The 13,946-nt window shown below is 39.4% G+C and carries 11 protein-coding genes; 5 read left to right on the forward strand and 6 right to left on the reverse strand.

Annotated elements, in window-relative coordinates; all coding sequences use genetic code 11:
- Positions 1–103 precede the first annotated feature (103 nt).
- A complete protein-coding gene (locus KME09_16560; GenBank protein MBW4535550.1) occupies positions 104–271 on the reverse strand; it encodes a hypothetical protein in 168 nt (55 codons plus the stop codon).
- A 534-nt stretch (positions 272–805) separates the two neighbouring features.
- Here KME09_16560 and carB point away from each other — a divergent pair.
- Entirely contained in the window at positions 806–4,057 is a 3,252-nt protein-coding gene (carB, locus tag KME09_16565) for a carbamoyl-phosphate synthase large subunit (protein MBW4535551.1), read from the forward strand.
- A 314-nt stretch (positions 4,058–4,371) separates the two neighbouring features.
- Here the strand turns inward: carB and KME09_16570 are convergent, their stop codons facing one another.
- The 3 genes from KME09_16570 to KME09_16580 form a co-directional block, all read right to left on the reverse strand.
- Positions 4,372–4,758 carry a hypothetical protein gene (locus tag KME09_16570; protein ID MBW4535552.1) on the reverse strand — a complete coding sequence of 129 codons (387 nt, stop codon included), beginning with the start codon at positions 4,756–4,758 and terminating at the stop codon, positions 4,372–4,374.
- Between the two features lie 13 nt (positions 4,759–4,771).
- Entirely contained in the window at positions 4,772–5,182 is a 411-nt protein-coding gene (locus KME09_16575) for a hypothetical protein (GenBank protein MBW4535553.1), read from the reverse strand.
- Between the two features lie 380 nt (positions 5,183–5,562).
- Positions 5,563–6,639: a glycosyltransferase family 4 protein gene (locus KME09_16580; protein MBW4535554.1), complete on the reverse strand. Its 1,077-nt coding sequence runs from the start codon at positions 6,637–6,639 to the stop codon at positions 5,563–5,565.
- Positions 6,640–7,029: 390 nt separating this feature from the next.
- Here KME09_16580 and KME09_16585 point away from each other — a divergent pair, with 390 nt between their 5' ends.
- Positions 7,030–9,051 carry an FAD-dependent oxidoreductase gene (locus KME09_16585; protein ID MBW4535555.1) on the forward strand — a complete coding sequence of 674 codons (2,022 nt, stop codon included), beginning with the start codon at positions 7,030–7,032 and terminating at the stop codon, positions 9,049–9,051.
- Between the two features lie 98 nt (positions 9,052–9,149).
- On the opposite strand, the gene KME09_16590 is transcribed toward KME09_16585, so the two are convergent.
- Entirely contained in the window at positions 9,150–10,622 is a 1,473-nt protein-coding gene (locus tag KME09_16590) for an amidase (protein MBW4535556.1), read from the reverse strand.
- Positions 10,623–10,715: 93 nt separating this feature from the next.
- Between KME09_16590 and KME09_16595 the strand changes: the two genes are divergently transcribed.
- From KME09_16595 to mtnA, 3 genes are all read left to right on the forward strand, one after another.
- The gene (locus KME09_16595; GenBank protein MBW4535557.1) at positions 10,716–11,303 is read left to right on the forward strand and encodes a TetR/AcrR family transcriptional regulator; all 588 of its coding nucleotides are present in this window, start codon (positions 10,716–10,718) and stop codon (positions 11,301–11,303) included.
- A 19-nt stretch (positions 11,304–11,322) separates the two neighbouring features.
- A complete protein-coding gene (locus KME09_16600; GenBank protein MBW4535558.1) occupies positions 11,323–11,535 on the forward strand; it encodes a type II toxin-antitoxin system HicB family antitoxin in 213 nt (70 codons plus the stop codon).
- A gap of 87 nt (positions 11,536–11,622) precedes the next feature.
- On the forward strand, positions 11,623–12,681 hold the full coding sequence (gene mtnA, locus KME09_16605) for an S-methyl-5-thioribose-1-phosphate isomerase (protein ID MBW4535559.1): 1,059 nt from the start codon (positions 11,623–11,625) through the stop codon (positions 12,679–12,681).
- 138 nt (positions 12,682–12,819) lie between these two features.
- Here the strand turns inward: mtnA and KME09_16610 are convergent, their stop codons facing one another.
- Positions 12,820–13,281, reverse strand: coding sequence for a sterol desaturase family protein (locus KME09_16610; protein MBW4535560.1), 462 nt, complete (start codon positions 13,279–13,281; stop codon positions 12,820–12,822).
- Positions 13,282–13,946 lie beyond the last annotated feature (665 nt).

The raw sequence follows: 13,946 nt of genomic DNA on the forward strand, positions 1-13,946 counted from the left end.
ACTTGATCTCATTTAAAGCGACTCCACTATTAAACTAAAAGCTTAAAGATGTAATTCAACATCTTCAACTAACCAACAATATGTTTGTAGTTATGGTTATTGGTTACTGAGCCAAAGAATAATTAAGTGTGTATGTTGCTAACGGCGATCGCCTTGATTGAAAAACTATAGAAAGGCGATTTAGCTGTGGAGAAACTTTTTGGTTAACTCCCAACCAGATATAGGTAATAGAACAGGCCAAAATATTAAAGTTAGGACTAATGTTAGCCAAGATGTCCCATCATTTTTGTTGGTACTAGTATCGAGAAAAAATTTAACGAAGTAAAAGCCAAAAACTGTGAGAGAAATCAGTGAGTAGTGATGAATCATGGTCTTTGAGCATAAATTATTTGAGATGATTTTGATATATGTTTGGGTGGCGGCAAAGATGCAAAATCAATCCTAGATTAATTTTCTACCAGGTTAGATTTAAAGACGTAGAACACCTATTTATTCAAATGTAGTTCAACAGTAAGCAATGAGTCCTAAAGGATTAGTCCTAAAGGATTAGCTCGCAAGCTCGCGTCCTTCGCGTCACAATGAGCAATGAGCAATGTTCATTGAAAAAAGGTCTTAAACCTGATTAATCCTAAATGATATCCTAAAGGACTAGCTGAGTCCTTCGGACTTGCTTCGCAACCGCGTCGCACTTCGTTATCAATTGTTCAATGTTCACTGATCATTGATAAAAGGGATACGTTTTCGGGGGCCAAGAAACTATACAATAAAACGCTAGCAGTATAAGTTAGGCAAGAGACAGAGTAATATGCCCCGTCGTGAAGATCTCCAGAAAATTCTACTTCTTGGTTCAGGGCCAATTGTGATTGGACAAGCCTGTGAGTTTGACTATTCAGGAACCCAAGCCTGTAAAGCATTACGAGAAGAAGGGTATGAGGTAGTTTTGGTTAATTCTAACCCTGCTTCGATTATGACCGACCCAGAAATGGCAAACCGTACTTATATCGAACCTTTAACTCCAGAAATAGTGGAAAAGGTAATTGCCAAAGAAAAGCCAGATGCTTTGTTACCGACGATGGGGGGGCAAACTGCGTTAAATATTGCAGTGTCCTTGGCAAAAAGTGGTGTGCTAGAAAAGTATGAGGTGGAGCTAATTGGGGCAAAATTACCTGCGATTGAAAAGGCGGAAGACCGTCTTTTATTTAAACAAGCGATGGAGAAAATCGGCGTACCAATGTGTCCATCGGGTATCGCTAATAACTTAGAGGAAGCTAAAGCGATCGCCAAGGAAATCGGTAGCTATCCTTTGATTATCCGTCCTGCCTTTACCTTGGGTGGTACAGGAGGTGGTATTGCTTACAACCAGGAAGAATACGAGAAAATTTCGGCATCAGGAATCGACGCTTCACCTGTTAATCAGATTTTAGTAGATAAGTCTTTACTGGGTTGGAAAGAATACGAACTAGAAGTCATGCGGGATCTGGCAGATAACGTAGTAATTATCTGTTCGATTGAAAACATCGATCCGATGGGGATACATACAGGGGATTCTATTACTGTTGCTCCCGCGCAAACCCTTACGGACAAGGAATATCAGCGATTAAGAGACTATTCTTTAGCAATTATTCGCGAGATCGGCGTGGAAACTGGTGGCTCTAATATTCAGTTTGCGATTAATCCCCTTAATGGTGAGGTGATTGTGATTGAAATGAATCCTCGCGTATCTCGTTCTTCGGCATTAGCTTCTAAAGCGACAGGTTTTCCCATTGCCAAATTTGCTGCTAAGTTAGCGGTGGGTTATCGCCTCAACGAAATTTATAATGACATTACGCAAAAAACCCCTGCTTCTTTTGAACCAACTATTGACTATGTAGTTACCAAGATTCCGCGCTTTGCTTTTGAAAAATTCCCTGGGACTGAGCCAATTTTAACTACCCAAATGAAGTCGGTGGGGGAAGCGATGGCAATTGGTAGAACCTTTAATGAATCGTTCCAGAAAGCTCTAAGATCTCTAGAAACTGGTCGTGCTGGCTTTGGTTGCGATCGCCAAGAAATTTTACCTTCAATTCCCCAGGTGCGCTCTAGTTTAAGGATTCCCAACCCAGAGCGGATTTTTAGTATTTACCAGGGTTTAAAGCTCGGAATGACCCCCGAAGAAATCCATCAGCTCACGGCGATCGATATGTGGTTTCTCGATAAAATGCAGGAATTACTGTTAACGGAGAAGTTTCTCAAGGGACATGCGCTGAACAAAATCTCTGCCGAACAAATGCGCTTTGTGAAACAACAGGGATATAGCGATCGCCAGATTGCTTTTGCGACTAAAACCAATGAGGACGAAGTGCGAGCATATCGTAAAGAATTGGGGATCATACCTGTATACAAGCTAGTAGATACCTGTGCTGCCGAATTTGAAGCCTTTACTCCCTATTACTACTCTACCTATGAAGAGGGAGAATCGGAGATTACACCGACTGATAAATCTAAGGTGATGATTTTAGGCGGTGGCCCTAACCGTATCGGACAGGGGATTGAGTTTGACTACTGCTGCTGTCATGCAGCTTTTTCTCTCTCGGCTGCGGGATATGAAACCATTATGGTTAACTCCAATCCTGAAACCGTTTCTACCGATTACGATACCAGCGATCGCCTTTATTTTGAACCCTTAACTAAAGAAGACGTATTAAATATTATTGAAGCCGAAAACCCCGCAGGAATTATCGTCCAGTTTGGGGGACAAACTCCCTTGAAGTTAGCGATTCCTCTCCAAGAGTATCTAGACCAAACCCAAGGTACAGAAACTAAAATCTGGGGAACATCACCAGATTCCATTGATGCAGCCGAAGATCGCGAAAGATTTGAGCAAATATTACGTGAATTAGAGATTAAACAGCCTCCTAATGGTTTAGCTCGTAGTTACGAAGAATCCCTTAAGATTGCTAACCGTATTTCTTATCCCGTAGTTGTGCGTCCGTCCTATGTTTTGGGTGGTCGAGCGATGCAAATTGTCTATTCCGATGCCGACCTCAAACACTATATGACCTATGCCGTGCAGGTAGAACCCGACCATCCCATTTTAATTGATCAATTCTTAGAAAATGCGATCGAAGTTGATGTTGATGCCTTGTGCGACCATAGTGGCAGAGTAGTAATTGGTGGCATTATGGAACATATCGAACAGGCTGGTATTCATTCAGGAGACTCCGCTTGTTCTATTCCTTACAATTCTTTACCTGAATCGGCGATCGCAATTATCCGTGACTGGACTGAAAAACTAGCCAAAGCACTCAAAGTAGTCGGCTTAATGAATATTCAATATGCGGTACAAGGAGAGCAGGTATTTATTATTGAAGCCAATCCTCGTGCCTCTCGTACTGTTCCTTTTGTTTCCAAAGCAACGGGTGTTCCCCTAGCTAAAATTGCCTCTTTAGTCATGTCTGGAAAAAGCCTAGAATCTTTGGGGGTAACTACAGAAATTATCCCCAAGCATATTGCCGTTAAAGAAGCAGTATTACCCTTTAATAAATTTCCCAGTACTGATACCCTTTTAGGGCCTGAAATGCGTTCCACAGGCGAGGTAATGGGGATTGATAGCGATTTTGGTAAAGCCTTCGCTAAAGCCGAAATTGGTGCAGGAGTAGATTTAGCTTTAACTGGGACAGTCTTTGTCTCGATGAATGAACGAGATAAAAGTGCGATCGTTCCTGTAGTACAAGATTTTATTGATTTAGGCTTTAAGATCATTGCCACATCGGGAACTCAAAAATCCCTCCAGCAAAACGGCATCAAAGATGTAGAATTAATTCTCAAACTACACGAAGGTCGCCCTCACGTTGTAGATTCGATTAAAAATGGCCAAATTCAGCTAATTATTAACACTCCTACAGGAGAAGAATCGCAAACCGATGCTCAACTAATTAGAAGGATGGCATTAGACTATCGACTACCGATTATTACTACTATCTCAGGTGCTAAAGCCACTGTAGCGGCGATTCGTTCTTTACAGTCTGAACCTTTAGAAGTAAAAGCTTTACAGGAGTATATAGCCGTACAAAATTAGTTTAGGACAATTAGGGTGATCGGCTCGTAAATAGGAAATAGGAAATAGGAAATAGGAGGTAGTATTTCAAAGATGTCCTAATGTTTTTACGTAGGGCTATATTATATATTTAACATTGCTATAGGTAAGTAGCCAGGGCTATTTCGTTCTAACTGTAGTGAACCAAGAAATAAATTTCTTGGCTTAAAATTAAAGTCCGTTTAAACGGACTTAATGTACTTAGACAGAGAATTTATTCTCTGGATATATGAGAATAAAATAGCCCTGATTATTAATTAAAGGAGTTGAAGTTAGTAAAAATTTAAAAATCTACGTTATGGTTGATATCCGAAACTGCTAAGAAAGTTTTCCATTTTAGTGATTCTTTCTTCTAAAGTTAATGCTGGCTGTTCTGGGGAGCTTAATTTTTGGGCAACAGTTAGAAAATCTGACCAACTACGACCATATTGTTGTTCACCATGAATTTTTTGATATGCTACCTTGGCATTTTTCAAGCTGCCATATTTATCAATAAAATATTGCTTGTCTAAAGATGGATTTAAATTCAATAAATGCTGATTACTTTTCAGTTGTTTTAATTGTTTTTCTTCTTTCACTAATTCATCCGCTGCCATTAATGCCGTATTTTTAAATGCAGTATCGTAGGTATCAGCGCTATTTTTCAATTCGTCTCTAATTTGCTTTAATTTATTTAATACCATAATAAATTACTAATTAATTATCCAATAAATTGCGGTTAATAGAAGCCCGATCGGTAAACATTTGCGGTTGTGATTTGGGATCGAATTCAAGCTTTGGATTTATTATCTCTTCGTTAAAAAAAAGCCTTTCTGCTTCCTTAATCAAATATATTTTATCTGCATAAGCTATCTGACTAGCTCGATCGCAAATTTTTTTATACTGTTCGATCTTATTAATTACTTCGTCTAACTGTAGCAATGCTTCATCCCGTTGCTGTTTGGCTTCCTTAGCTGTTTCAATAGTTTCCCATAAACTCTGTTGTTTAAGTTTAAGTTGTTGAAGTTCTTGAACTGCTTCATCTCTTTGTTTACAAACAACTAAGTTAGTCTGTTTTAATTCTTTTTGTTGATTACGATATTTTTTTTGTCCATCCTTTATAAGCACGAACTCTATTTTTAAGAGTTTTTAGCTCTTTTTTAAGATTGAGTGTAACAATTTCTACTTGGGAAATTCTTTGAACTATCTCTTGATATTTTGGCATCATCTTCGATTATCTTCTTTATCTTTACATAATACGTATTTAAAAACGAATAATATATGTTTAAGATCACAATTATTAGGTCAAAAAATAAGTAACTAGATAAAACTGATTAATCGCTAAAATACTTTAAAATATGTTCGACTCAATTTTGGTTGTTTTAGTTAGACAATTATACTTTTCAAAGATTACTAAAAATCTTGATTGGGTTTCAACTTAATAAGTAATTTAAGTAATTAAAATTTAGCAATAATAGTAATTAAGTTAACTGCAAATATTTAACTTTTTAAAGATATTGTTGTAAAACTGCTTGAGTTTCTGCGCCTGTTTTTGCCCAGCTAAACTTTTGTGCTTGTTGCAGACTTAGTTGACTCAATTGCGATCGCATTTTTTGATCCCTCGTGAGATCTACCATTGCCGAGGTGATTTCAGCAGTATTGTAAGGATTAATCAAAATTGCAGCATCTCCCGTTATTTCAGGTAAAGAAGCCAAATTAGAAGTAATTACAGGAGTTCCACAAGCCATAGCTTCTAATACAGGTAGTCCAAAACCTTCCCAAAAAGTCGGAAACACCAAGGCAACTGCATTACTAATTACCAGGGGTAATTCCTGATAACTTAAATAGTTGAGCCATTTAACACGGTGAGCAATGCCTAATTCTTGCGCCTGTTGCTGGAGTTGAGGGGTAAAACGGGGATCGGTTGAACCAGCGATCGCTAAATGGTAATCTTGATTAGGTATCTGGGCAAAAGCGGTAATTAAACCAGATAGGTTTTTATAAGGATCACAACGACCAAGATAAAGAAAATAGGGTGCTTCAAGGTTATTAGTTTGTTCTCTGGGATAAAAATTAAGGCGATCGTATCCTAGTAAAATGGTTGTAATCTGGTTTGCATCGATACCGTAATAATCAACTAAATCCGTGGCGGTAGCTTGAGAGTTACACACAATATGTTCCGCCTGTTGCAATACCTGGGGGACAACATAGCGAAAATAATTGGTTAAAGGAGAGGTGCGACGGGGAAAACGTAAAGGAATTAAATCGTGGCACATGACTATATAGCGAGATTTACTGTATAGAGGCGCTTCAGGGATAGGAGAATAGATTAAGTCTGCCTTTAGCTGTTGATAAATTTTGGGTAGCTGAAACTGAGTCCAGAGTAAGCGCTTTAAATGACCCTTATTTCCTTGGGCGGGAGTCATATCATCAGCAATTTTATACCGATTAAAACCTGGAAAATTTACTGCCGATAATAATGTTGGCTGGAGATGCAAACTATTAATTAAATTTTGAGCATAGGTAGCAATGCCTGTTGGTCGATCAAACAAAACAGCGAGATTAATTAACAGCGAATTGGACATTGAGTTTAGATCGGGTTCTGTTGAATAGTTAAATATTTTGGACAATAGAGATTTAGGGAAAATGATATTTCAAGCTATCAAACGAACTTGAGTTTAGAGATTAAGTTGAGACATTGAATAATTATGGCAAAAGCACTATCTGACTGTATTACAGGGTTAGTATAAGTTAACTTGCCAGAAAACTTTACGCTCAAAATAAATTACAGCGAATTTCAGATGGATAGAACCCATTACCCATTACCCATTACCCATTACTTCGATAAATTAATGTGTCTACTCAATTGAAAACTACTGTAAGTCGAGCTAACCAACCGAAATAAAAAATGTTTTACTGGGAACTATATTAATTGAGTTGCTACAGCATAGGGGGATAAAGTGTCTTTAGTTTGGATTAAATCGCTAGCATTGGTGTCTTTTGGTTTATTGTTCTGGGAGACTAAGGTATTAGCGCAAGAGTCTGTGCCTACTTCTCCCCCGACTATCGAGCGCACCGAAGAATGCGAGTTATTAGTAGTTGGTGGCGGATTGTCAGGGGTAGCTGCCAGTTACGAAGCCTTGCTCACGGGAAAAACAGTCTGCATGACCGAAATTACTGACTGGGTTGGGGGTCAAATATCTGCTCAGGGAACTTCTGCTTTAGATGAAAGAACTACTCAACGTTCTAAGTTGTTTTTTCCCCGTGGCTATCTAGAATTAAGGCAGCGTATTGAAGAATATTACGGCAAGCTCAATCCTGGTGACTGTTGGGTGAGTGAATCCTGTTTTCTACCCAAAGATGCCAACAAAATTATGTGGTCACAGCTCAAAGATGCCGAAGCTAAGGGTGCTGGCAAGCTTAAATGGTTTCCCTCTACGGTAATTAAAGATTTGAAGATCGAAAAGGTGGCGCAAGAAGGCACAGGTAAGCAAATTACCAGTGCCATAGCGATTCAGCATAGCTCAAACAATGAATATTTACCGCTAAATACCCTCCCTTTATCTAGTACCATCGAAGATGCTTATAGCTATCAAGATTCCGAAAAATTTAGTAAAGAAATAATTCGCTTCATTCCTGCTAGCACCTCAGAGAAAGTTGCAGACTGGTATGTAATTGAAGCCACGGAAACAGGAGAAATTGTCGGTCTAAGCGATATTCCCTATCGTTTAGGCATCGATCCTTTATCTTCCTTTGAGCCTTCTTCCTCTAGCGTGACAGGAGATGAATATTGTACTCAAGGTTTTACCTATACCTTTGCCATGGAGGCGACAGAAGAACCCCAGGTAAATGAAATGCCTCCCTTTTATAGCGAGCATAAAAATTATTACAGCTATGAACTAGAAAGACTGGCAAACTTTGATTTAGTTTTTACCTATCGACGTATTTGGAGTCCTGAAGAAGGAGATCTCGAAAAATTTGGCGGGATTGAATTTACCGCCCCTACTCCTGGAGATATCTCAATGCAGAACTGGACTTGGGGGAATGATTATCGCCCAGGAACAGCCAAAGATAATCTAATTTATACTCGCAGACAGTTGAAAGAATTGGGTCAGCTTCAGCCGAATGGTTGGATGGGTGGATTGCGTACCACAACCCTTAGTCGTGGAGAAGATCATTCCCTAGGTTATTTCTATTGGTTAGTCGAGGGGACTACCGATTCTCAATTGGGAGATGGAGTTAAAAAACCTTACCCCAATAACCGTTTACTTCAGGGGTTAGACTCTCCCATGGGTACAGCCCATGGCCTATCAAAATATCCCTATATTAGAGAAGGTCGCAGGATTGTGGGTCGAGTTTATCCTGGCTATTCTCAAGGCTTTAATATCAATGAAATAGATATTTCACGAGCCGATTATCGCAATGAGTTTTACAGCCAACAACTCGATGCTAAAACCTATCGTCAGCTATGGACAAAACTAGATAAAGACGACCCGATCGCCAATCGAAACAAAAATATTGATAAAATTCAACAGCGTACTCGTTCGTCAATTTATCCTGACTCTGTAGGTATTGGTCACTATGCGATCGATTTTCATCCCTGCATGAATGAGAGTCCTCCTGAGAAAGCAGGCAACACTGAGAGAGAAGGAGAAAGAAAAGGTGGCGGACAGGCTTATCCGTTCCAAATTCCCCTCAGAGCCATGATTCCTCAAGAAATTGATAATCTGATTGTGACGGGTAAGAGCATTGCCACTAGCCATATTGCTTCTGCCGCCTATCGGGTACATTCTTTTGAATGGTCTTCTGGTGCTGCTGCTGGGATTACCGCAGTCTTTGGTTTAGATGAAAAGGTTATGCCCTATCAATTGGTAGATGAGCCAATAATTAAAGAAAATCAGTTTAAGCTTTTGAAAAACCGCTTAGACGCAGCGGGTAATCCTACCGCGTTTCCTGACACTTCCATCTTTAATCACGATTGGTCAGAGTGGGAGTAAGTTTTTAGGAATGAGGCAGATTAGCGCTCATTGTGGCGCTTTTTTTGGAGATCGCTTTTATCCTCTAAAATGCTTCTTTAGCAGAGAAAAGTTATTAATTACAGGGATGGATGTTGAAAGTCGCCAGCTATTTGATTAATCTTTTTAGCGATCGCCAGTAACTCCACATCCTGCCATCTCTTACCCACAATTTGTATCCCGATAGGTAATCCATTTTTAGTTTGCCCAATCGGAATTACAACTACAGGATGTCCTGTAAGATTGAACAACATTGTGTATCCGCCATTCGCTAGAAAATAAGGAACTTTACGTCCTTCTATTTCAATGACTGCACCTTGAGGACGATGAGTAAATGCTGTGGTCATTGCTACTGGACATAGCCAAACATCCCAAGTTTCTAGTGCTTTATCCATTTCGGCAATAAAGCGATCGCGTTGTGTCAAAAGTTCAAAATATTGTTTAAGAGAAGGATTTAGTAATGAGGGCAAAAATTGACTCAGATTACTTAAATCTCGTAGCTGTTTTTCTCCCTGAGTTGCTTCGCGAAACATTACAGGCAAAACTTTTTTACTATCATCAAAATCAACTGGCTGAGAATAAACAAAATTTAAGGCTGTTAACTGGTTACAAACTTGAAATGCTTCTTCTAAATCAAATGGCGGAGATGTCCAGCGTTCCATATCCGCACATACTGATTTGAGTTTATCAACAGCTAAATTTATTGTGGTTTTAATCTCTGAGGCGACGGTCATTTTTTCCCAACTATCCGACCAAACTATGCGTATATTCTGCCAGGATTTTTGGGTAAATCGATCTAATGGAACAGGAGGAACATCAGGCTGTCGTGGATCTGCACCCACAGTCAAGGATAGACATAAGCTTAAATCTTCAATCGAACGAGCAAAAGAGCCAACTGTCATTAACTGACGAATACATTTAGGCATTCCAGGCGCTTCAGGAATATGCCCTGCTGTTGATATACGGCGATCTGTTGGCTTTAAGGCAAATACGCCACAAAAATGTGCAGGCTGACGAGTTGAACCAGAAGTATCATTACCCAAATCTAACGCCGAAAAACCACTAGCGATCGCTGCTGCTGAACCGCCAGAACTACCTCCAGATGTATAATTTAAATTCCAAGGGTTATTTACCCGTCCAAAAAGCTTGTTAGTACTTTGATAATCACTTGCCATTTCCGCAAGATTAGTTTTACCAAGTATAATTACTCCTGCTTGTCGCAAACGCGCCACAACTGTTGCATCTTGAGCTGGAATATAATTTCTTAACGGTTTATAGCCTGCGGTAGTCAATAATTCTGCTGTTTCAAAGGTGTCTTTAACGGTAACGGGAACACCGTGTAATGCTCCCCAATTTTCACCTCTAGCTAAAGCTTCATCTGCTTCTTTGGCTCTGGTTCTCGCTCTAACTGTATCTAAAGTCGCGATCGCATTTATCTTACCGTTATGTTTTTTAATTTGTTCTAGATAAGCCTCTACAACCTCTACAGAAGAAACTTCTCGATCCCGAATCATCTGCGCCAGTTGACTTGCAGTAGCAAACACTATATTCATTGCTAACAACCTAATAGAATATATCTAATTAAGTTAATTATATTCACTTTTAGTTAATTACGTTAACTAATTATTGCTCACTGCTCACTGAAAATGGGTCGTCCAACCAAAGAAAATTCCTTAACTAGACAAGATGTAATTGAAGCTGCGATCGCTTGTATTGAAAAAGAAGGTGCATCAGCTTTGGGTGTCAATCGTGTTGCGAGGGAATTGGGTATTAAACCTCCAGCTATTTATAAACATCTCAACGGGAATGCAGAATTGAAAAAAGTTGTGGCATTAGCAATATATAAAGTTTATTTCGCTGAATTGAGTCAGAAAACTGCAAGTATCAAAGAACCTCGTGCTTGTTTAAAAGCTGGTGGTTTTGCTAGTCGAGATTTTGCCCGATCGCATCCTGGGCTATTTCAAGTAATGATGCAGTTCCAATTACAACCAAACGATCCAGAATCGGCTGCGGTGATTCAAGAATCTCAGGCTTTATTTAAAACTCTGTTTGATTCTCCAAACTTAAGCAAAACCAAATTAATCGACATTATGCGAATAGTAAATTCAACAATTGTTGGTTTTATTAGCCTAGAACAATCTGGATTATTAACTTTACCTCGATCTACCGATGATAGTTTTGAGGTTATGCTTGATGCTTTAATTGAAGCAATAGAATATATAAGGTCTTGCTGATTGACAAGATTAAGCTGAGATGTCGATTAAATATGAATTAATTATTTATTGGAGCGAAACTGATTCCGCTTTTATTGTCGAAGTCCCAGAGTTACCTGGATGTATGGCGGAGGGACAAACTTACGTTGAAGCTGTAACTAATGCAGAAATCGTTATCCAAGAATGGATTGAAACCGCTCAAGAATTAGGGCGTTCTATTCCTATTCCTAAAGGACGGTTACTTTATGCTTAATCCAGAGTCGCTTGTAGATAAATTGCTTAACTTGCTTGAAGCAATAAAATATATAAAAACGAATTAAACTGTGTGCAAAACTTCTTTATGAACTCAAGCCCTAACCAAATTTATCCTGTTGTTTGGCAGGATGATCATGTATTGTTAATCGATCAAACTCGTTTGCCAGAAGAATATAGTCATGTGGCGATTAGTCGCAGTTCTGACATGGCACAAGCAATAAAAACAATGATTGTGCGTGGTGCGCCTGCTATTGGGGTGGCAGCAGCCTACGGTATGTATTTAGGTGCAACGGAGATTGAAACAAAGGATCTTCAAGAGTTTCTGGCACATCTCCAACAGGTTGGCGATCTCTTAAAGCAAACTCGCCCGACGGCAGTAAATTTATTCTGGGCGATCTCGCGGATGCTGAAAACTGCTCATGAAGAAATTGGCACAGTTGCCGAAATAAAACGTACCCTACTGCAAACTGCGCAACAGATCCAGATAGAAGACTTAGCCACCTGTCAGGCAATTGGCGATCGCGGTTTAAGTATCTTGCCTTCTAGCCCAAGCAAATTGCGCATTTTGACTCACTGTAATGCGGGTTCGTTAGCTACCGCAGGATATGGCACGGCTTTGGGGGTGATTCGTTCTGCGTGGCGAGAAGAGCGTTTAGAGAGAGTATATGCCGATGAGACTCGTCCTCGTCTCCAGGGGGCAAAATTAACCGCCTGGGAATGCGTTCAAGAAGGAATTCCCGTTACCGTAATTACTGACAGCATGGCGGCTCACTGTATGCAACGAAACATGATCGATCTGGTGGTTGTGGGGGCAGATCGTATTGCTGCTAATGGGGATGCTGCCAACAAAATTGGTACTTATGCTCTAGCGATCGCAGCCAAAGCTCATAATGTTCCTTTCTATGTTGCAGCACCTTTTTCCACCATTGATTTTGATTTAGCTGATGGCAGCCAAATTCCCATTGAAGAAAGAGATGCAGAAGAAATAGCTCAGATTGGAGATACTGCCATCTGTGTTGCAGGAGTAGAATTTTATAATCCTGCTTTCGACGTTACTCCCGCCAATTTAATCAACGCCATCATTACTGAAAAAGGAGCAATTCAACCCAGTGCTTTAATTGATTATCGTAACGCAGTAGCCTAAAGACACAAGTTGGATAATTCTCCATCTAAAAAAGATAAAAATTTAAGTGAACTAAAAATAGTTTTAGTTCGCTTTGATTCTAATTCACCTCAATCACTCGCTCTTAAATTAAATTTAAAATTAAATTTATTTATTTATTTATTTATTCATGCTTGATTGTTCTTTACTCAGCCATTCAACAGGCTTATAAGTCCCAAAAACTATATCCCACCAGTCGATCGCCAGTCCAAAATTACTATCCCACTGGTTGTTTTTATGGTGAATATAGTGAATGGGCATCTTCATCCAGAAACATTTATGGGGATTATGATGTTGAATTTGGTGAGCATAAGAAGCGAATGCAGCAAATGCGACAGTCCCAGATATCATAATTAATCCAACTGATAGAGAGATAAAAAAAGCTGGCAACACCAATAATGAAACTAAACTAAAATCGAGGAAATCGCCAACGAATCCTTTGGTGGTATTACTGCGATGATGACCATAATGAGCAGTAATTTTATTGCCAAATATAGGACTAACATGCATCAAGCGATGAACCCAGTATTCCAGAAAACTACCAAAAATAAAAGCAAAGATGAAGCCGATAAACAATTGCATATAATTTAATCTGTTATTAGAGATAAACCTACTGAGTTTACTCCAAAAAACATTATTTACTAGGTAACGCCCTGAAATATATTACCCAAACTAAATCTAGCTTTAATGACTTAATGACAAAATTGTGTTTCTAGGAGATCTCTCTTTCCCGAAGATCTAGCTCTACAAATCTAAACTTAAATCAATTTTAATTAAGAGTTTATGTAGAGCGGATTGCCATCGTTAGCGTCGCGACCTTGGGCGATCGCCTTTTCCTCACGCTTTCATCTGCACCACCGATAGATGTGGGGATCGGGCCCAGAGCGATCGGGCTGCAACTGCCTTTTTATCAGTAGGAGTGAAGGCTTTAGAGCTTGCAGTTCAGGCAATTTACCAGAATGACTGCAAAGTAAGTTCACCCTTCACTGTAAGAATCTGATAAATCATCGTAAGAATTTGAAAGAAATGGAGTGTGGGAACTCATTACACTGAAGTCAAATCAGACAAGGAGAATCCAATGCAGCCAATACCAAATGTAGAACAACAGACGATCTCTCAGATATTTTCCACTTTTTTATCACTGATGAGCCAAGATGTTCGAGCCTTACTCGATCTGTGTGCTGAAGATGCAGTCGTTGAATTTCCATACGCTGCCAATACACCAAGACGATTATTCGGTAAGGAAA

The sequence above is a fragment of the Pleurocapsa minor HA4230-MV1 genome, from assembly GCA_019359095.1.
Taxonomy (GTDB): Bacteria; Cyanobacteriota; Cyanobacteriia; order Cyanobacteriales; family Xenococcaceae; genus Waterburya; species Waterburya minor.

Excerpts from the sequence above, each read along its gene's own strand:
- KME09_16580 (MBW4535554.1), bottom strand. The coding sequence starts at position 6,639 with ATGTCCAATTCGCTGTTAATTAATCTCGCTGTTTTGTTTGATCGACCA.
- KME09_16570 (MBW4535552.1), bottom strand. The coding sequence starts at position 4,758 with ATGGTATTAAATAAATTAAAGCAAATTAGAGACGAATTGAAAAATAGC.
- mtnA (MBW4535559.1), top strand. The coding sequence starts at position 11,623 with ATGAACTCAAGCCCTAACCAAATTTATCCTGTTGTTTGGCAGGATGAT.
- KME09_16595 (MBW4535557.1), top strand. The coding sequence starts at position 10,716 with ATGGGTCGTCCAACCAAAGAAAATTCCTTAACTAGACAAGATGTAATT.
- KME09_16600 (MBW4535558.1), top strand. The coding sequence starts at position 11,323 with ATGTCGATTAAATATGAATTAATTATTTATTGGAGCGAAACTGATTCC.
- KME09_16610 (MBW4535560.1), bottom strand. The coding sequence starts at position 13,281 with ATGCAATTGTTTATCGGCTTCATCTTTGCTTTTATTTTTGGTAGTTTT.
- carB (MBW4535551.1), top strand. The coding sequence starts at position 806 with ATGCCCCGTCGTGAAGATCTCCAGAAAATTCTACTTCTTGGTTCAGGG.
- KME09_16590 (MBW4535556.1), bottom strand. The coding sequence starts at position 10,622 with ATGAATATAGTGTTTGCTACTGCAAGTCAACTGGCGCAGATGATTCGG.